General features: G+C 29.6%; 12 protein-coding genes. 6 read left to right on the top strand and 6 right to left on the bottom strand.

The genetic code is table 11. The features are described 5' to 3' along the window. The first annotated feature begins 347 nt into the window (after positions 1–347). Genes HN894_06160 through HN894_06150 form a run of 3 tightly spaced genes read left to right on the top strand, consistent with a single transcriptional unit; the run spans position 348 to position 3,740 of the window. Entirely contained in the window at positions 348–776 is a 429-nt protein-coding gene (locus HN894_06160) for a hypothetical protein (protein ID MBT7142903.1), read from the top strand. Between the two features lie 53 nt (positions 777–829). Beyond that, positions 830–1,351, top strand: coding sequence for a hypothetical protein (locus tag HN894_06155; protein ID MBT7142902.1), 522 nt, complete (start codon positions 830–832; stop codon positions 1,349–1,351). Positions 1,352–1,388: 37 nt separating this feature from the next. Next, a complete protein-coding gene (locus HN894_06150) occupies positions 1,389–3,740 on the top strand; it encodes a T9SS type A sorting domain-containing protein (protein ID MBT7142901.1) in 2,352 nt (783 codons plus the stop codon). A 92-nt stretch (positions 3,741–3,832) separates the two neighbouring features. Here the strand turns inward: HN894_06150 and htpG are convergent, their stop codons facing one another. Together htpG and HN894_06140 are read right to left on the bottom strand one after the other, a co-directional pair. After that, a complete protein-coding gene (gene htpG, locus HN894_06145; protein ID MBT7142900.1) occupies positions 3,833–5,890 on the bottom strand; it encodes a molecular chaperone HtpG in 2,058 nt (685 codons plus the stop codon). Positions 5,891–6,127: 237 nt separating this feature from the next. Beyond that, positions 6,128–7,549 (bottom strand): GWxTD domain-containing protein, encoded by a 1,422-nt coding sequence (locus tag HN894_06140; protein MBT7142899.1) that lies wholly within the window; start codon positions 7,547–7,549, stop codon positions 6,128–6,130. A 647-nt stretch (positions 7,550–8,196) separates the two neighbouring features. Here HN894_06140 and HN894_06135 point away from each other — a divergent pair. Continuing rightward, a complete protein-coding gene (locus HN894_06135; protein MBT7142898.1) occupies positions 8,197–8,388 on the top strand; it encodes a cold shock domain-containing protein in 192 nt (63 codons plus the stop codon). Between the two features lie 154 nt (positions 8,389–8,542). On the opposite strand, the gene HN894_06130 is transcribed toward HN894_06135, so the two are convergent. From HN894_06130 to HN894_06120, 3 genes are all read right to left on the bottom strand, one after another. Then, positions 8,543–10,480, bottom strand: coding sequence for a response regulator (locus HN894_06130; GenBank protein MBT7142897.1), 1,938 nt, complete (start codon positions 10,478–10,480; stop codon positions 8,543–8,545). 232 nt (positions 10,481–10,712) lie between these two features. Continuing rightward, positions 10,713–13,664, bottom strand: a complete 2,952-nt coding sequence (locus tag HN894_06125) for a PAS domain S-box protein (GenBank protein ID MBT7142896.1) — start codon at positions 13,662–13,664, stop codon at positions 10,713–10,715. A 169-nt stretch (positions 13,665–13,833) separates the two neighbouring features. Beyond that, positions 13,834–16,410 (bottom strand): PAS domain S-box protein, encoded by a 2,577-nt coding sequence (locus HN894_06120; GenBank protein MBT7142895.1) that lies wholly within the window; start codon positions 16,408–16,410, stop codon positions 13,834–13,836. Between the two features lie 341 nt (positions 16,411–16,751). Between HN894_06120 and HN894_06115 the strand changes: the two genes are divergently transcribed. Then, positions 16,752–16,955 carry a glycosyltransferase gene (locus HN894_06115; GenBank protein ID MBT7142894.1) on the top strand — a complete coding sequence of 68 codons (204 nt, stop codon included), beginning with the start codon at positions 16,752–16,754 and terminating at the stop codon, positions 16,953–16,955. Between the two features lie 306 nt (positions 16,956–17,261). Here HN894_06115 and HN894_06110 read toward each other — a convergent pair whose 3' ends face one another. Next, positions 17,262–19,388 carry a tetratricopeptide repeat-containing sensor histidine kinase gene (locus HN894_06110; protein ID MBT7142893.1) on the bottom strand — a complete coding sequence of 709 codons (2,127 nt, stop codon included), beginning with the start codon at positions 19,386–19,388 and terminating at the stop codon, positions 17,262–17,264. A gap of 299 nt (positions 19,389–19,687) precedes the next feature. Here HN894_06110 and HN894_06105 point away from each other — a divergent pair, with 299 nt between their 5' ends. Beyond that, on the top strand, positions 19,688–20,704 hold the full coding sequence (locus tag HN894_06105) for a glycosyltransferase (protein ID MBT7142892.1): 1,017 nt from the start codon (positions 19,688–19,690) through the stop codon (positions 20,702–20,704). The last annotated feature ends 135 nt before the right edge of the window (positions 20,705–20,839 follow it).

Raw genomic sequence — 20,839 nt, 5'->3', positions numbered from 1 at the left:
TTTTTAGTCAAGTAAATATACAATTATTGAGACTCCTTTTTATAAAAAGGTAACTTCCACTTCTGAAAATTCGTTATGCTTTGTTAATTGTAGCGTAGAGAAGTTTTGAATTGAAAAATTAAGGAAACTTTAGATATTTTAAAAATCAACTTATATCGAATTACAATTATATAAAATGGTAAAATTTTATTCTGATAGAGGGAATTCAGTTTTGTATGATTTGTGAATTTATTAAACTTTTGTTTTTACCTATTTTTAAGAGCCAACAAAAAACTATTATATTAGGTTTTACAAAGTATAATATCTATACTTGTACAATTATTTTTGATGAAAATATTGAATAAAATATGATACATTTTAAACAAAGGTATTTAATTATTTTAGGACTTTTTGTCTTTTGTGCTAGTTGTTCAGAACAGAATAATTTGCATATTGGGAAATGGCATCGTTCAAATAACCAAGGCGAATCAGTAGTAATCCAATTTTCTGAAGATGGTTTTTATAATGTATTTGTTGGGAATCAATCTGCCGAAAATAAGGCAAATGAAAAAGAACAAATATTATTGAAATATAAATTTGATTATTCTACCGATCCTATTAAATTTCATTTGTATCAAGAGGATGACAGAAATGTTTCCGAGGCTGTTACCAACGGAATTGTTAAATTTATTGGCAAAGATACAATGCGATTGTTATTATATACTTCAGCAACTAAATCTATTCCAAATGACTTTTCAGGTGAAAACTTTGTAGATTTTTCAAAAATTGATAATTAATAATAGGCTATCATTTGCGTTTACAAAAATAAAAACAAAATTCTTTCAGGTGAATGGAAACATTTTTAGAAATTCTTAAATATATTCTACCTTCCATAATTGTCTTTCTAACAGCATATTTTATATTGAAAGCTCAATTAGATAATTTTGAGAAAAGAAGCAGATTCGAATTAAAACTTGAAAATCAGAAAATTGTAACACCAGTAAAATTGCAGGCTTATGAGCGGCTAATTCTTTTGTTAGAACGTGTTTCTCCTGAAACATTGATAGTTAGAGTTAGCATAACAGGAAAGACAAATCAGCAACTTCAGAACGAATTATTGAGAAACATAAGAGCGGAATTTGAACATAATCTTTCTCAGCAATTGTATGTTTCTGTAAAAGCATGGGAAATTGTGATTAATGCACGCGAAAGTATCGTGAAACAAATAAACACTTTTGCCCTGAAAGTTAAACCAAACAGTCCGGCAATAGAGTTGAGCAAGGAAATTCTTGAAAGCCAGATAAATATAAAACATTTGCCAGCAAGATTGGCAATAGATTTTTTAAAAAATGAAGCTTATAAATATTTCTAAATATTCACTCAATATTATTAACTTAAATTAAAAAAGTATGAAAAAAGTGTATTTATTTTTATTAATTTCTTTATTCTCACTTTCTGTTTTTTCTCAGCAAATTGGTGAAAGAATTATAGTTGGAGAATATGATGAGACAACAATGACAATTGCTAACCCCAAGCCTCCGGTTCAAGTCAGCAATAGTGCAAAATCATGGAACGTGCAGTTCAATTTCCCAACCGATCCTGCACATTCTCCTCAAGCAGGTGCCGAAACCGATGGTAGTTTTTTCTACACTACTCAGTGGAATGGAGATTCTATTTTTAAATACGACATGAATGGAGTTTATGTTGGTGGATTTACAATTTCCGGTGCGAGTGGATTGCGTGATCTAGCTTACGATGGAACATATTTTTATGGAGGAAGTGCCGGTACTACAATTTATGAAATGGATTTTGGCGCACAAACTCTTATTAGCAGTATCAGTTGTGCTCCAGCCGAGGTACGACATATTGCTTATGATAATGTTAATAATGGATTTTGGGTTGGAAATTGGTCAACTGATATGAATTTGGTTAGCAGAACAGGATCTATTATAAATACAATTCCTTCAGCAACACATGGTTGCGCCTCTACTTACGGTTCTGCATTTGATAATGAGTCTATTGGTGGACCATATCTTTGGGTAATTTCTGCAAATTCCGGTGATGGAGTGGCTGAATTAAAACAAATAGATATTGCTACCGGTATGCAAACAGGAATTATGACAGATGCTTTAGTAGATTTAGGTTTATCCTCTGGATTAGGAGGTGGATTATTTATTCAAAGCAATATTGTTCCAGGGACTACAACTATAGGTGGATTAATTCAAAATACTACAATTTTTGGTTATGATTTGTCAACCGTTGTTGATTCTTTTGATGTTGCTGTTGTAGGTTTTGTATCACCTATTACTGGAGTTGGTTTAACAAACACTGAAACAATTTCAGTTGAGATTAAAAATTATGGTACTGAAACAATTTCTGGATTTCCAATTAGTTATGAAATTAATGGAGCTACTGCGGTTACAGAAACTTTTACCGGAAGTTTGACTTACGGAGAAACAGCAAGTTTTTCTTTTGCTCAAACAGCAGATTTATCTGTAGTTGGCGAATATAGCATTACTGTTACTACTGCCTTAGCTTATGATGCTGATCTTGATAATAATAGTGGTTATCAAACAGCATTTAATTTAAGTAATACATCTCAAAGACTTGTTTTAATTGAGCATTTTACTCAAGCTTCTTGTGGACCATGTGCCAGTCAAAATCCTGCTTTGGATGCTTTAATTACAAATGCACAGAATATTGATAAAGTAACGCACATTGCTTACCATACTTCTTGGCCTGGTACTGACCCAATGTACGATTTTAACGATAATAATGGTTTAGGAAATGCCAGAGTAGATTACTATGATGTATCCGGAGTTCCAAATTGTGTTATTTCTGGTAATATTGATCAAGGTTTGCCAAGTGTTGTAACACAAGACAAAATTGATGCTGAATATATGCGATTTGGGTTTTTAAATATCACAGGAACTGCAGATTTTATTGACTCAGAATTGCAAATTGACTTATCCTTTGAAGCTTATACCAATTTTGACAATGGTACAATCATCGCTCATGCTGTTTTAGTAGAGGATGTAGAATACACTTCTGCTCCAGGTACTAATGGCGAAATTTCCTTCCCTGACGTAATGAGAAATATGTTTCCGGGAGAATTTGGCACAAACCTAAATAATCCATCAGATGGAGATATTGTCCCATTAAGTTTTACTTATCAAATTCCTTCACAAATTGATATTGCCAATTGTAAACTTATCGTTTTTGTTCAAAATGATGATAATAAAGATATCTTCATGGCAACACAATTTGAAATTGAAGATTTGTGCAGTATGAGTTTAGCAACTGAAGCTACAAATATTACAGAGATTGGAGTATTTGGTTCAGCAACAGTTACTGTTACTGGAGGAACTCCACCATTTACATACCAATGGGATGACTCTAATAATCAAACCACTGAAACAGCCACAGACCTTCAGGAAGGCACATATACTGTTATAGTTACAGATTCATTGGGTTGTGTGCAAATTGCAAGTGTTGATATTTCTGATCTTTCGGCAATTTCTGATTTTGAAAATTCAGGAATTAATATTTATCCAAATCCAACAAATGGTTTGCTTAATATTGAAAACATTAGAAATTCAGAAATTTATATCTATAATATTCTTGGAGAAAAAGTTGCATACCATTCAGTTAAAAATGATAATACAACAATTGATCTTTCAAACTTATCAAACGGAACATATTTGATAAAACTGATAACCAAAGAAGGCACATATTCTAAGCAAATATTTTTAAATAAATAATCAGAATTCAATCACAAAAAAAAAAGGCTGGAATAATTTAATTCCAGCCATTTTTGTATATACAACTTTCGTTGAAGTGAAAATCAAAATAACTATTTGATTAATTCAACACTTCGTTTTACAAATTTTGTAAGCTCTTCGCCTTTCAACATTCCGTTTGCAAGTAGAGCAAGATCTATCAGTTGTTTTACCAATTTATTGTCTTTTCCATATTTTGTGAGAAGATCGTCTTTTTCTTTCTTAAATGTAGAGATTTTCTTTTCTGTGTCTTCTAATTTATCTTTCTCTTCTTGAGGAATTTCTTCTTCCTTTTTATCTTTTTTAAGAGCTTCTAAAGCAGTTTTATCTTCTTCAAGAGGTTTGATTTTTGAATTAATATCAGAAATCTCATTCCCGAGAGAATCATCTTTTTCAGCCATAATTTTAGTTACAAGCGGATGATTAGAATTTACAACAAGATTGAAGCTATCTGGCAATTCTCCATAGAAATTCATTCCACCACCACCGGTAGCCGACATATCCTTCATCCTTCTCATAAACTCGTTTTGAGTGATAAAAATAGGATTATTCTTTTCTCCCAAATCTTCGTAGTTTACAATAAAATTAATTTTCTCTTTTGGCAATTGAGATTGAAATACCGGTGTTAAATCTGTTTGTTGGTCAAAAGAAATACTTGAAGCTGGTTTTTCATCTTTTTTAATAAGATTGTCAACAGTATCGGCATCGACACGTGCAAACGAACTGTCCTTAAATTTTGTTTCCAAATGATTTATGAAATGAGAGTCAAGTTGTCCGTCAAGAACAAGTACATCGTAGCCTTTCAATTTTGCCGCTTCTATGTAACTGTATTGCTCTTCAGCATTTGATGTATAAAGATATACTAATTTTTTGTCTTTGTCTTTTTGATTTTCGCCAATTACTTTTTTGTATTCATCAAAAGTAAAATATTTTCCATCGGTATTTTTGAATAAGGCGAAATTCTCAGCTTTTTCATAGAATTTCTCTTCAGACAACATTCCGTACACAATGAATAATTTCAAATCGTCCCATTTCTTTTCAAAGTCGTCTCTTTTTTCTTTAAAAATATCGGCTAATTTGTCAGCAACTTTTTTGGTAATATGACTTGAGATTTTTTTAACATTAGAATCGCTTTGTAAAAAGCTTCTTGAAACGTTTAGAGGAATATCCGGCGAGTCTAATACACCATGAAGCAATGTAAGAAATTCGGGTACAATTCCTTCAACAGAGTCAGTTACAAATACCTGATTGCAATAAAGTTGAATTTTGTTTTTCTGTATTTCTATGTTTTTCTTTATTTTTGGAAAATATAAAATCCCAGTTAGGTTGAATGGATAATCCACATTTAAATGTATGTTGAACAGTGGATCATCGAATTGCATTGGATACAATTCTTTATAGAAGGATTTATAATCTTCATCTTTCAAATCCGCTGGTTTTCTGGTCCATGCAGGATTAGAATTGTTTATAACTTTATCTTTATCAGTTATTTCTTCTTTGCCATCTTTCCACTCTTTTTCTTTTCCGAAAGCAATATCTACTGGCAAGAATTTGCAATACTTTGTCAGTAATTCATTTATTTTTTGCTCGTTGGCAAATTCTTGAGAATCTTTGTCGAAATATAAAACTATATCTGTTCCAACTTCTTCCTTTTCAATATTTTCGAGAGAATATTCAGGGCTACCATCGCAAGACCATTTTACTGCTTGTGAGTTTTCTTTATGCGATTTTGTCAGAATTTCAACTTTTTCTGAAACCATAAAAGCAGAATAAAAACCTAAACCAAAATGACCAATTATTGCATTGGCTTCCTTTTTATATTTTTCAAGAAATTCTTCGGCACTCGAAAAAGCAATCTGATTTATGAATTTATTAATTTCATCGGCAGTCATACCAATTCCTTTGTCGGAAATTTGTAATGTCTTTTTCTTCTCATTGAGAATCACCTGCACTTTAGTATCTCCCAAATCTCCTTTATAATCGCCAATAGATGCTAAAGTTATAAGTTTTTGTGTAGCATCAATTGCGTTAGAGATTAACTCACGTAAGAAAATTTCGTGGTCGGAATATAAGAATTTTTTAATAATAGGAAAAATGTTCTCCGTTGTTACTCCAATTTTGCCTTTTTGCATTTTATCTAAAATTTAATTAAACATCAATATTTTGCCGTGCCGCTTTTCAAAGTATATGCCATTTTTTACTTATGACTATTTGGCAGGATAGGGGAGGAACTCTAAATTCCTTTGTTTGATATAGAGTTTTTGATGTAAAAGTAGAGATGGTTTGGTTGGGAATTCTTGAAAATTGAAATCAGTATTCGATGTTCATTTATTCAGGTTAAAATTGAAAACCAAAATAATTTTTAGTTATTATCTATCCAAAATATCAATTTCGTAGCTATCACTTCTTTTCGATAAACTACCTTCATATTCAGGATTATTATATTCTCCAATCACATTTGAGTGTAGCAACCAAAATTCTTTTCCCATTAAATGTGGATTGTAAAAGAGAAAGAAACAATTTGTCTGAACATTGACTTGATGATAATGCCAAATTTCATAAGGATAAGAATCTGGTTCGTGATGAAATACTTCGATAGAATTCGGAGTTCCGTATTGTAAATAAATTCTGCCACGGTCTGTTTCGTACCCCATTTTAATTTGCGTACTGTACGATTTATTAACTAAATCAACAATTTCTTTATATATTTTCCATTCTTGCTCGGGAGCTATGGAATTTCTTTTCGTCCAGAAATCATGAAAATATTTTTGCATGTACTCAATATTATTTTTTGCTACTACATTTTCTGAAAATTGTCGTTCCTTAGGCGTAGATATTGGATATAAGCAATTGATATATTCATTAAGAGTTTCTACATTAGTAATTTCTTTCACAAAAGAATTTTCAAGGTTTAAGCTATTAATGTCATTTAAATTTAGTGCAACCCCCGGGTTACTTCTTTGAAAAAAGCTCTTTTTTTCGACTACTATTTCGTTTTTGCTATTTCTTATTTGCACCACTAAATTGTAATTCCCAGTCGAAAGATTATCAATTACAAATTCTCCAATGACAACATTTGTTGTTTTAGCTTCTTTCTTTTGAAACCTATTGAATTCGCTCAATATTACATTTGTTTCGTAAGATTCTATGAAATATTTACAAAGGTACTTTTCATTTTTAGTGAAAATCTTGTTGGAATAATAAATCTCGCAATAAAAAATTAGCTTGTTTATGCTTTTCGGATAAAAGTTTGAAACAAAAGGTACTAAATCGTAACCACTTTTCGAGAATTTGTTTATTTGTGAATTGGCACTATACTTTTCTATGAATTGAATATCGGAAAACGAAATTTCATTTTTGGGTAGCGAAATAGTTATTATGTCATTATATTTTTGTTTATAACTTTTTTTGTTGTTATCAGAAATTTCAAATTCAAGATTGTATATTCCGTTAGGAAGCGAAATTCTTTGCTGATCAATGAAAGTTGGTTTTGCTTCCAAAGTATCTGAAATTTCAGGACTTAACAAGTTATATTTTCTAAAATCGATAATTTTTCCCCCTTGTTTGAATAGAATAACAATCTCTACCGATGCCTGATATTTCTTATTTTCGTTGAATTTAAAAATCACACTTTCGCCGACTATTGATAAATAAGTTTCAATAAATGGTTCATTTTCAACAGAATTGAAAATAGCATAGTCGAAATATGCCTGAATTTTATCGTCTGCTGAAATTACTTCTTTCGAAAATATGAATGCTAAAATTATGATTAAGAATACTACTTTTTTCATTTCAAAAAATTTATTTGTTTACCATATGACAAAGGTTTTTTAAAAAACCCTATGTGAATATTTATTATTTTTAGAAGCCCCCTAAAGAAATTGATTTTTTTATTCGTACTCTTTTATAACCTTTTCACTTGCTATCTCAGACTATTTTTGAAATGCAGACAAAAAATATTTCGATTTTAAAGACCAATCAACAGCTCATATTTTTGAGTTAGAAATTTGTGCGAAATTGAGAAAATCCCTATTAAATTTCTTGTAGGAACTATCATTTATGGCGATATTAAGAAATATTTATACGATAAAAATGAGATTTATAAGGATAAAAATAGTTTTCGACATATTTTGAGCCAAGTTATAATTTTTCTTTCATACAGAATAAATTAGAAATATTTGCTGGAACTACTCATTTCGATGCAATGTATGGCAATGGTTTTTCTGTTGTAAATGTGGGTTTTACAGGTTCTAAAGAAATATAAATTTCAGGAAAATATGCCTTGCCGGTTTATGCAAGTTTTCTAGCAAATCCGTAAATTGAGATCTATTTTGTAATTTTTGGATTCAGTTTGTATTTTTTTTTAAAAAAAAGGAAAAATGTTTTGTATAAGTTAAAATTACAATATCTTTGCATTTTTTAAAATTATAATAATACAATGAAAAAAGGAACAGTAAAATTTTATAATGAATCTAAAGGATATGGATTCATTAGTGAAGAAGGATCAGGAAAAGAATACTTTGTACACATGTCTGGATTAATTGACGTAATTCACGATGGTGATACAGTAGAATTTGAATTGAAAGAAGGAAAAAAAGGATTAAACGCAGTAGAAGTAAAAGTAATATAATAATTATTCTTAAACTTTTGTAATGAAATTAAAAGCCTGTTAAATAACAGGCTTTTTTTGTTTTTATAATTTTATGAAATATTAATTTCAGAGCATAACAATCGTTGGTACAACTGAAATTGTAAAATTCATTAAATATATCTAAGGAATTATTCTAATCTCCCAGATATTTGAATATCATCATAAAAAGTTTTTCGGGATCTAAAGGTTTTGTAATATAATCTGTACAGCCGGCACGTATCGCTTCTTCCTTATCGCCCGGAAGTGCAAATGCTGTTTGAGCAATTATTATTACTTCTTTGTTAAACTCTCGAATTGTCCTTGTTGCCGCATGACCATTCATAAGTGCCATTTTAATATCCATTAATATTAAATCAATATCTGGATTAGTGCGACAAATTTCAACAGCTTCGATACCATTCTTTGCAGTTAAAATCTCTCGACTTATTTTTTTTGTAATCAAACTTAGGTGCAATTCCGATGATTTTTCGTCTTCTACTATTAGAATTTTTAGATTCTTCAATAAGAGCTCAGGTTCTTTATTTGTAATTTTCGGATTCTTTGCCGAATTTTTGTTAGTATAAACTTTACTGGGAATTGTAAAATAAAACATTGATCCATTGCCTGATTCACTTTCTACTCCAACTTTTCCGCCTAACTTTTCGATAATACGGCGAACAATTGAGAGTCCTAAACCGTAACCTTCGGTTTTTAATTGATGAAGTCGCTCAAATTTATTGAATATTAGTTTTTGATTTTCGGGGCTAATTCCTAAACCTTGGTCTTTAACCCAAAAGCGTATTGTTTTATTAGATAGATTTTGCGGTTCTGTTATTTCAAATCCAATTTCAATGAGTGGGGGAGATCCTCCATATTTTAGTGCATTGCTTAAATAATTTACCAAAACTTCTTCTATCCAGGGTGCAAATCCAATAGGTGTAGGCCAAACTTTGGGTTTAGTAATTTTTGCCTTACTACTTTTAATCATTGGAGATAAACGAATTAATGCTTCGTTTACAATCGCTTCCATATCTATTTCTTCAAGCAAAATTTCAGATTTTCTTACACTTGCAAAAAGTAGTAAACTATTAATTATTTGTTGCGATTTTCTTGCATTTTGGGCAATTATATCTGTGTATTTCAACCTTTCATTGTCAGTTATTTCATAGTTTTGGTCGATGAGAAGGTCGGCAAAACCCATTATAGTGCTGAGCGGATTTATCAGATCGTGTGCAACTGTATGCGAAAAAGCATCTAATTCTTCATTTCGCTCTTGTAGCTGCAAATTTTTACTACGAATGGCTTCTTCAGATTCTTTTCTTTTCGATATATTTCGTAATACAGCCTGAAATGCAATTACTTTATTATTTGCTATAAGTGGTGTATAACTCAATTCTACAGGAAATGGTTTCTTGTTTGCTGGAAGAAACTGAAACTCAAAAGTACCACTATTTTTCCTTAATATTTCTTTTGCAATAAATTCAAGACCTTTCTGTAACTCTTCCTGATATACAAAATATTTTGATACGTGATTTCCGGTTTCCTCCTCAGCAGAATATCCTGCAAATTTCTTAACAGCAGGACTTACGTATAACATCTCGCCTGTGATCGATATTCTGACAACAATATCTTCAAGAGTTTCTGTTAAGATGCGATAATTTTCTTCGCTTATAGCTAATTCTTTTTCTTGAAGGATTAGCTTTTGCTGTGAAAAAATAATTTCAGTCTGTTTTTTTATAGTTGAAAGAAGTTTTGCTTTTCGTACAGGTTTTACAATATATCCATCGACTTGTAAATCAATCGACTTTAACAAATAATTAATATTTGTAAAAGCAGTCATTACAATTAGTTTTACCTGTGGATTCTTTTCTTTGATTTTTTCAAGCATTTGGAGTCCATCCATTCCTGGCATTTGAATATCAGTAAGAACTATGTCGGGCTTATTTTTTTCGTATATATCAAGTGCTTTTTCGGCATTTTCTGCAACAAAAAAACTAACTACACGGCGTTTAAGTATATCTGCAATATTTTTCCTTGGTTCTTCCTCGTCTTCAACAAATAGAAGGGAGATATTTAGCAATTTTTCTTTCATAAGTGATTACAAATTAGAAATACAAAAATAACAATTAACAGCATAACATAATAAAACAAAATAGGCAAGGTTTAGCATCAATGTTACACTCTATGGTTATTCTTCTATTTTTCAATATTATTAGTTTTGAATATAATATGATTATAGAATATTTTATTGCTCAAAAGTATAAAAATTTTATTTACAAGTACAAGTATTGAAGTGTTGACAATCAGAAATTTTGCTTAACAACCTACAATTCAATCATAAATTCAACTCCGCCTTTTGTATTAGAAACTGATAATTTTCCTTGCATATTCCTTTCAATAATTGTTTTTGAGATATATAAACCTAATCCTGTACCAGTAAGTTCGCCTTTTGTGGTAAAGTAAGGATCAAATATTTTGTCAATAATATTATCTGGAATTTCACCACCATTATTGTAAATTTTCAAGACAGATTTTTTAGCTTGTTTATATAACTTTATTTCAATTATTGGATTTTCAATTTTTCTTTCTATCAATACATCTTTTGCATTATTCAAAATATTAAGAATTGCTTGTGAAAATTCGTTAGGAAATCCTAAAAATAGCAGGTCTTCTTCCAAATCTTTTTTTAGTTCAATAGAATTATTCTTAAATGTGGCTTCGGTCATTGTGAGCGTTTTAAAAATATTTCTAGTTAAAGAGAAGTTTGTTTTTTCTTTATCGGAATGGAAAAAGTTTCGAAAATCGTCGATAGTTTGGGACATATAGTCTAACTTCTTCATTGTTTTTTCAACAATTTCGTTTAAGGTTTCAACAGTAATTTCTTCAAATTCGAAACCATCCTGGAGGTTTTGAATATACAATCCAATATCATTGAGTGGCTGTCTCCATTGGTGAGCAATATTTCCAATCATTTCGCCCATTGCGGCTTGCTTAGACTGAACAACCATCATTCGGTCTTTCTCTCTACTTTTTTCTACTTCTTGATTGATTTTTTCAATCAGATCAAAATTCAGTTTTTGTAATTTATCTTTGTTTTTTTTGAGTTGAATTTCTGCATATTTTTGTTCGGTTAAATCTTCGAAAAAACATTGAACTTCTTTTATCCTTTTTTCATTGTCTATTATTGGTGTCAAAGTGTATCGAATGAAGAGCTTTTTACCCCAAAATGTAATATATTCATTTTCATTTCTTACAATTTTTACTGAGCTTATACAAGTTCTAAAATCGGCAGTAAATCCAGTTTTTTTGAGCCTGTCCAATTTATGTATATTTAGATTTCTTGTTTGTTCGGTCGATGGAGAACCAAGTATATTTAAAACGCTTTTATTTATCTCTTTAGGATTTCCTTCAACGTCAATAATAAGTATGCCTACAGGAGCATATTCAAAAATACTTTTAAATTTTTCGTGCTTGGTACGTATTTCATTTTCAGCATTTTTGCTATGAATTGTGTTGGTTAAAATCTCTGATGAAATTTGAAGAATATTTATAGTTTCTTTTGGCCATGCTTCAGTAGCTTCAACATTGTCGAAACCTATAAAGCCTAATAAATTGCCAAAAATATTTAATGGTAAAATTACAAGAGATTTAATTCCTTGAGCTATAAATGATTCTCTTTCTTGATTTGCGTCTTCAGGTAGTTTTAAGACATCTTCAACATGTATCGTCTCATTCCTGTAGAGTTTTTTCATAGTCCAATTGAAATCGTTGACTAATAATCCCTGAAGATAATCTATTTGAGGACTTACTCCATCTGCACACCATTCATGCGTATTACTAATTATTTTTCTATTCTCAGAAAGTAAAAAAACGTATGCACGACTTGCTTTTGAATATTCTCCAATATGCTTCAAAAGATGATTGATTGATTGGTCTAAATTATTATTTCTGACAAATTTTGTTGATATAGTTGAAATTAGTTTCTGATATTTTAAATTTCGTTCTATAGTCTCCTCTGCTTTTTTTCGTTCACTTATGTTTCTTCCAAAATTAAGCGTGCCTACTATTTTGCCATTAGAGGAAATAGGTGTAGCTTTTATTTCTAAATAAACAACTTTACCTTTTTTAGGATATGTACATAACTTGTATTCTACTGTTTCTCCTTGAATTACTGCAATGTGTATTCTGTTTATCCTATCTATATCAGAAGGGTCTATTAATTCAGAGTAATGCTTTCCTTTCAAACTATCGCTTTTTTCTCCAGCGATTTTCTCGGCATATTTATTGAGAAATACTAATTCTCCTTTTAGGTTGATTTGCCAAATAATATCTTGTGCATTTTCTACTATGTTTCTATATTTTTTCTCGCTATTGTATAAAGCACTTTCTATTTCTTTTCTTTCGGTTATATCAATGCAGTATTTAATAATTTGTGCAAGTTTTCCGTTTTCATCAAATAAAGGATATGCATGAATTTCTGATAATCTTTTTGCGCCATATTTATCATAATGAATATGTTCAACAATTGTCGATTTTTTAGTGTTCTTTACTATTTCTAATGTGCAAGATTCTTTAATTTGGTTGCAGGCAAGATTTGAGCTATGAGATATTTCAAAACACTTTGTTTTATTCATTTCTATATCGTTTCCGGCTGCAAAATTGGCCATTTGAATTGTATAATCATCTGCATTAACTATCAGAAACGGATGAGATAGACAATCAATAATGTGTTGAAGAAACTTTTTTTGTTGATGAAGTTTTGCTTCGGCTTTTTTTCTTTTTGTAATATCTGTATTTACCCCAATTATATTGATTGGATTTTGGTTTTTATCATAGGTAAATTGTGCAGTAATATTTAAATATCGCAAAGTTCCGTTTGCTTGAATAATTCTATATTCAGTCGAAAAGATGTTGTTTTTTTTATCGGTCGGAATTAATATATTTCTAAATTTATCAACATCTTTTTGATGAATATATTTCAGCCAATCATCTAATTTCCCATCGAAGTCTTTGCGTGTAATTCCGAATAGTTTATACATTTCGTCGTTCCACGTCAAAGATTTTGTATCTAAATTCAAATCAAAAATACCAACCTCTACAGATTTAGCTGCAAGTATCAATCTATGGTTCAGTAAATTAAATTCACTATTAGTTTCAGATAATTTATCTATGGTTTTTTTCTGTTCAATATTTGACTTTTCTAGTTCGGATACCTTAGCTTTTAGGCGATTATTTTCTGCTATTAATTGCTCTTTGCTATGATTCATTTTATTCATATATTTTGCTTAGTATTTTGTAAAAAAACTAATTATCTGTATTTAATTTATTCCATTGTAGCAAGAAAGTTCTATATTCATCAATTGAGAAATATGCACTTTAATCTTAGTTCTCGAACAACTAAATTATAGTTTTAATTTTAAGTCAGAATTGTTCTTTGCTATTTTTTTATTTTTGTGTCATATATTTTTCAATCATATTAAGCAGCTTTTGCTTATCAATTGGTTTTGCTATATAATCATTACATCCAGCTTCTATGGCTTTATTTCGGTCTCCGGGTAGTGCATATGCTGTCTGAGCAATTATGATTATATTCTTATTAAATTCACGAATTATTGAAGTGGCTTTGTATCCATCAATATCTGGCATTCTGATATCCATTAGAACTATATCAATATCAGGATTTTGGCGGCAAATATCTATGGTTTCTCTACCGGTTTTCGCTTGAAATACTTCTTTGCATATTTTTTCTGTAATTAAACTTAAATGTATATTGGCTGATATTTCATCTTCAGCAATAAGAATTTTTAGATTTTTTGAATTACTTACGGTTTTATTTTTATATTCTTTTTTGTTTCTAGTATTTTCAAAGTTTTCAGTATTTATTGGAATGGAGAAGTAAAAATCTGAACCTTTATTCAGATCACTTTCAACCCATATCTTACCTTTTAACATCTCCACATAAGCCTTAGCAATAGCCAATCCCAGACCTGAACCTTCGAAAACTGCACTGTCATCAACATCTGCTTTAACGAAAGGCTTAAAAATATTATTTTGTTGATTTTTCTGGATACCAATACCGGTATCTCTTACGAAAAATTCAATATTATTTCTTTTCTTCAAATACCCAAAATCAATGTTTCCTGCACTGGTATATTTAATAGCATTTTTTAATAAGTTCGATAAAATAATAGATAATTTATCCTTATCTGTATATATTTTATCTGAACCGCTTAGCAAAGAATTAACATATAAGAGGTGTATTCCTTTTTCGTATGCTTGCGATTCAAAAATGCTATAAATGTTTTCTATTTCATGATTGATATTTGTTTCAGTAAGGTTAACTTTTTGCTGATCAGCTTCTATCAAAGAAATATTAACAATATCTGAAATTGTATTAAGCATTCGATTGCCATTTTCTTGAATTATGCTTAAATATTTTTGTTGTTGGTTGCCGGTAAGTGCCGGTTCTTCCAAAAGTTTTGCAAATCCCAATATGCTGTTCATTGGTGTTCGTGTTTCATGGCTTATGTTTCGCATAAAAGCAGTAATGAGTCTGTTGCTTTCTTCGGCTTTTTCTTTGGCAATTGTGAGTTTATTGTTTATCTCCTGAATTTGATTCAGGCTATCAGATAATTCTTCGTTCAAAGACAGATATTCCTCATTTTGAGCTGAAAGTTCTTTGTTCAACTCTTTCAACTCAACATCTGCTAACATTCGTTTTGTAATGTCTCTTGCAATATATAGTACACTATTTTTTGTTTTTGGTGTAGCTCTACCCTCGAACCATAGAGTTTTGTTACCCATTTTTAGTTCATATTCAATAGTTTCAATTTGATTCTTTTTCAAACAACTTTTAATAAAAGCTAGAAAAATGTCAGCTTTCTGTTTTGGAAATATATCATGCAAGGTTTTTCCGATTGTCTCCTCCGTTGGTTTATACATAAGTTCTGGCGAAGTTGGTGCAATATTCAAGTATCTGCCTTCGCTGTCCATCTCGAATACAATATCTGTCATTGCATTAAAAAGTGTTCTTAAATTGTGTTCACTTTTCTGAAGTGCTACTTCAACCTTTTTTCGTTCGGTAATGTCAATACCAAAAGCAATTACTACTTCTTTACCCTTATAAATCCCTTTTTGTGTACGAACAATCTTAGGAAAAACTTCACCATTTTTTCTTAATCCCCAAAAATCAAACTGGTGAGCCTTATCATTAAACGAATCGTTAATGTATCCAATAACCTTCTTCAAATCATTTTTTCCGACAGCAGATAAAAATTCAGGGTTTTTTCCAATAAAAAATTCCTTTGGATAGCCATACATATCTACAGCGCCTTGATTTACATCAATAAAACAACCCTTTCTATCTATAATATAGATTGCATTACTTAAATTATTAAAAAGATCTTTGTAGTTTTTTTCAGATTGTTTTATTGTTTCCTCAGCTTTTTTTCGATTAGAAATATCTCGCCAAATAGTGTGAAGAATTCTCTTTTTTTCGTCATTTAAAATAGACGTAAGCATAACTTCCACAGGAAAAACTTTACCATTAGATTTTTTATGATACCATTCGAAACAATGATTGCCATTTTTATGGGCTATTTCCATCATTTCATTGGCTTTTGAAAATGACAATTTTCCATCTGCTTGTTTTTCAGGAGACAATTCTGAGGGATGTGTCATTAGAAATTCTTCTTTGCTATTGTATCCTAGCATATTGATTGTAGCCGGATTACAATCCACAAATTTTTCATTATGAATAATTAAAATCGCATCTTTCGATTTTTCAAATAAATCGTTGTGCATTTTTTCTGATTCTGATTGAAGCTTATCAGATTGTTCAGGTTTGTCAAAATCTTTTGTACTTTGATTAGGCGTTAAGGGCGATTGTTCAATTTTTTGGTTTGCCCTCAGCTCGTGTTTTTGGATATTTAGTTCGTTTTTTTCTAAGTAAGCAATTTTTTCTTTCAAAAGTAAATTCTCTCGAAGAAGTTGCTCTTTAGTAGTTTCGTCAAGGTTTTTCATAAAACAGAAGGTAGTTTAAGTTTTTCATTGGTTGATAGATGGTGGTAGATTATTTACAATTATATATTTTTCATTTCATAAAAACTCATTTATAGTCACAAATATAATAAAAATCAGAAAATGTAATATTGAACGGGAATTTAAATACTAATATAATCCGGTCATATATGTATGTTAGTATTGTTTTTTATACAAAAGTTCTAAGAAAAAATGAAAGGACTAAATATCCCTATTTTAAATTTTCGCTATTATTATTTTGAAAATTCTATTTTTGTTGAATAAATTTGAAACAAAAAAATGATAAAAATTACAGTCGTAATTTTAAATTGGAACAGATATAAATTGCTCTAAAAGTTTCTTCCTTCTATTGTGAATACTCTAATAATGAGGATGTTGAAATTATTATAGCCGACAATTGTTCGAGCGACGAATCTGTAAAGTTTTTGAAAACAAACTATCCTGATTTGAGAACGATTGTTTTAGATAAGAATTACAGATTCGCCGGTGGTTACAACAAATTGATGCAGAGTATTTTGTTTTGTTAAATTCCGATTTAGAAGTTATAGATAATTGGATTGTTCCTGTGGTTAAATTGCTCGATAGCGATAGAACAAATGGAAATCATCACAAAAGAGATAATTATTAAAATTATTAATGTATTTAATTTGTATTCAATAATCATCTAATAATTATTTGGATATCATTCATAAGGGGACTTATAAAAATAGTAAATTTCAAGGCGTAAGAAATTTGAAAACCGGAGTTTACTATTGTAAATGAGGATTTTAAAATTGCGAAACAACGAAGAAATTTGCATTTTTAGAGGTTTCCATAATTTATAATTTTATAACTCACAATTCTCCATAGGGGATTGTAAAGTAAAACTGTGAACCAATTTCTATTTTTGATTCTACCCAAATTTTGCCTCCATTTTTTTCGACAAATTCTTTGCAAAGCGACAAACCCAAACCTGTACCTTTTTCTTTATTTGTCCCCAAAGTTGTATGATTCTCATCTATTCTGAAAATTTTGGAAAGTGCTTTTGGCGGAATACCAACCCCAGTGTCAGATATTTTTATTTCAACGAATTTTTCAACAATGACTGCATCAATAGTAATTTTTCCTTTATTAGGTGTGAATTTTACAGCATTGTTGAATAAATTTCCAATTACAGTTTTTATGGTTTGTTTGTCTAAAGCCATAATAATTTCGTCTGAAACGGCATTTGTGAATACAATATTTTTCTTTTTGGCTCCTTGCAAATATGGCGAAATGGCATTATCAATAAATTGTTTTAAGTTTACATCTATCTTTTCTATTTCAATGGAATCTTGTTGAGACATTGCCCACATAAGTAAATTTTCTAATAAGTTGAATGCGCTTTTTGATGCTTTATCAATATTATCAATAAACGATTTTTTTTCATTTTCATCGAAATCGTCATAAGAATCTTTCAACAAACTTGAGAAACCAAAAATAGAATTAAATGGGGTTTTTAAATCGTGGGCAATTATTGAAAAAAATTTATCCTTTGTGGCATTTGCAATTTTTAATTTCGAGTTTTTCTGTTTTATTAAATTCTCAGATTCTTCCAAATGATCACGTTGAGCTTCGATCTCTTCTTTTTGTACATTAATCTCTTCATTCTGTATTAAGAGTAGCTCATTTGATTTTTTTTTATGTTTATTTGAACGAGATAGGAAATATGCAAAAATCGAAACAAAAATTAAACCAATAAATGCTATTAGAATCAATAAAAGTTGATTTTTATTTTCCATTTCTTTTCGTGCAATGATTTCATTGTTTTTTTCTTCTTTTTCTTTTAGTATTTCATTTTCTTTTTCTTTTTTTTCTGTTTCGTACTTCGTTTGTATTTCCAAAATCTGTTTATTGTTTTCTTCAGAAAAAATACTGTCGTTAATTTCTTTGAATAGTTTAAAATACTTATAAGCATTAGAATAATCTTTTTGCATGGAATAACTTTCGGATATTTGCTTATATGCTTCTCTCAATAGATCTTTTGCATCAATATTTCTTGAGCTTTCAATACTGTTGATAAAATACTCATTGGCTTTAGTGTAATTATTCTGCAAAAAATATAGTTCACCAATACTATTATTTACACTTGATATTCCATAAATATTAGCAACTTCTTTTCTGATTTGTAAAGCATTATTATAATAATCTAAAGCTTTGGAATAGTTTTCCAAAGCTCTGTATATATCTCCAATATTAACATAACAGATTGTAATTCCATATTTATCATCTTGTTTTTTTTCGATTTGAAGTGAGTTTTCAAAATATTCAAGAGCTTTTTGGTATTGTTTCTGATTATGAAACACCAAACCACAATTATTATAATAAATTGATTTCCCACTTTCATAATTAATCTCTTTGGATATTTTAAAAGATGCATTGTAATATTTTAAGGCATCGACATATTTTTCTATATAATAATAGATAAGGCCAATATTATTTAAGAGAACAGCAATCTTTCGTTTATTACCGACTTCTTCCCAAATAGGTAAAGCCTTAAAATAGAAGCTTAATGATTTATTATATTCTCCTTTTTTTCTATTAGTAATGCCAAGTAGATTGAAGCATTTTGCCTCACTTTCTTTATCATTTCTGCTTTTACACATTTTCAGACAAATATTTGCATGATTGATAGCTGCTTCAAAAGAAGACTCTTTATAATAAATATTTGCATAAAAAAAGTGAGCTTCTTGTACTCCTTTTTGAAATTTCATTTTTTCTGAAAGTTCGAGTGATTTTTGTGTATAGATTTTAGCATTGTCAAAATTGGATAAATTATAATATTTCCGTCCTATTTTATATAATAAATTTACTTTGAGAGTATCATTTGTAGTATATTGAATTTGGTTAATTAAGCTGTCAATCATATTGGTTTGAGAATTAACAGTACTTCCAAATAATACTATTATTGAAAAGATTATAATTTTATTTTTGATCTTCATCTTTTGATAAATATCTAATTGTTTTTTTTCATTTACTCACTTCTTCCTTATTATTTGCAATTCTATTTTTTTTCTATTTCATAAAAACTCATTTATTGTTACAAATATAATAAAAATCAGAAAATGTAATATTGAACGGGAATTAAATACCAATATAGTCCTGTCATATATGTATGTTAGTATTGTTTTTTAAACAAAAGTTCTAAAAAAAAATGAAAGGATTTAATATCCCTATTTTAAATTTTCGCTATTATGATTTTGAAAATTCTATTTTTGCTGAGTAAATTTGAAACAAAAAAATGATAAAAATTGCAGTCGTAATTTTAAATTGGAACGGACAGAAATTGCTCGAAAAGTTTCTTCCTTCTGTTGTGAAATACTCTAATAATGAAGATGTTGAAATTATTATAGCCGACAATTGTTCGAGCGACGAATCTGTAAAGTTTTTGAAAACAAACTATCCTGATTTGAGAACGATTGTTTTAGATAAGAATTACGGATTCGCCGGTGGTTACAACAAATGCTTACAACAAATTGATGCAGAGTATTTTGTTTTGCTAAATTCCGATGTAGAAGTTACAGATAATTGGATTGATCCTGTGATTAAATTGCTCGATAGTGATAGAACAATTGGAGCAGCAATGCCTAAAATCAAAGCGTATAATAAAAAGAAAGATTTTGAATATGCTGGTGCAGCAGGTGGTTTTATCGATAAGTATGGCTTTCCGTTTTGTCGTGGAAGAATTTTTGATTCAATTGAGCAAGACCAAGGCCAATATGATAATGATACTGAAATTTTCTGGGCAACAGGTGCAGCATTATTTGTACGATCGGATTTGTACTTAAAAATTGGTGGTTTAGATGAAGATTTTTTTGCTCATATGGAAGAAATTGATCTTTGCTGGAGAATGAAAAACATGGGCTATAAAATAATGTTTGCCTCAAAATCAACGGTTTATCATGTTGGTGGTGCAAGTTTATCTAAGGTGAATCCTTTTAAAACTTATTTAAATTTTCGAAACAATTTGTTCTTATTATTAAAAAATTTGCCGCCCGAACGATTGAATGGAATTATGTTTCGTAGATTTATTTTTGATAAAATTGCAGCAGTTAAATTCCTTGTATGTTTTGAGTTTGGCAATTTTTGGGCAGTAATTAAAGCTTATTACATGTTTTTTGCCATGCGAAAAACTTTCTTAAAGAAGCGAAAGAAACTTGTTTTAGAATTTAATATTTTCTATCATAAAGAAATGTATGATGGAAGTATAGTTATTGATTATTTTATTAAGAAAATTAAAAAATTTAGACCATTTTAGCCTGCATAATTCACAAAAACAAGCAAAATGATGTTAATATTCTGTAATACAGATAAATGCAAGCTTTGATAAAAAACATTAATTTTTTAAATAAAAATGGAGTTCATGTATATTTTTTTCCAATAAGTTACTATC

The sequence above is a fragment of the Bacteroidota bacterium genome (genome assembly GCA_018692315.1).
Taxonomy (GTDB): Bacteria; Bacteroidota; Bacteroidia; order Bacteroidales; family JABHKC01; genus JABHKC01.
This window is presented reverse-complemented; position numbering and strand designations above follow the sequence as displayed.

What these genes read in the sequence shown, in the direction of transcription:
- HN894_06160 (MBT7142903.1), top strand. Translation starts at nt 348, where the DNA reads ATGATACATTTTAAACAAAGGTATTTAATTATTTTAGGACTTTTTGTC.
- HN894_06110 (MBT7142893.1), bottom strand. Translation starts at nt 19,388, where the DNA reads ATGAAGATCAAAAATAAAATTATAATCTTTTCAATAATAGTATTATTT.
- HN894_06150 (MBT7142901.1), top strand. Translation starts at nt 1,389, where the DNA reads ATGAAAAAAGTGTATTTATTTTTATTAATTTCTTTATTCTCACTTTCT.
- HN894_06135 (MBT7142898.1), top strand. Translation starts at nt 8,197, where the DNA reads ATGAAAAAAGGAACAGTAAAATTTTATAATGAATCTAAAGGATATGGA.
- HN894_06155 (MBT7142902.1), top strand. Translation starts at nt 830, where the DNA reads ATGGAAACATTTTTAGAAATTCTTAAATATATTCTACCTTCCATAATT.
- HN894_06125 (MBT7142896.1), bottom strand. Translation starts at nt 13,664, where the DNA reads ATGAATAAAATGAATCATAGCAAAGAGCAATTAATAGCAGAAAATAAT.
- HN894_06120 (MBT7142895.1), bottom strand. Translation starts at nt 16,410, where the DNA reads ATGAAAAACCTTGACGAAACTACTAAAGAGCAACTTCTTCGAGAGAAT.
- htpG (MBT7142900.1), bottom strand. Translation starts at nt 5,890, where the DNA reads ATGCAAAAAGGCAAAATTGGAGTAACAACGGAGAACATTTTTCCTATT.
- HN894_06130 (MBT7142897.1), bottom strand. Translation starts at nt 10,480, where the DNA reads ATGAAAGAAAAATTGCTAAATATCTCCCTTCTATTTGTTGAAGACGAG.
- HN894_06140 (MBT7142899.1), bottom strand. Translation starts at nt 7,549, where the DNA reads ATGAAAAAAGTAGTATTCTTAATCATAATTTTAGCATTCATATTTTCG.
- HN894_06105 (MBT7142892.1), top strand. Translation starts at nt 19,688, where the DNA reads ATGATAAAAATTGCAGTCGTAATTTTAAATTGGAACGGACAGAAATTG.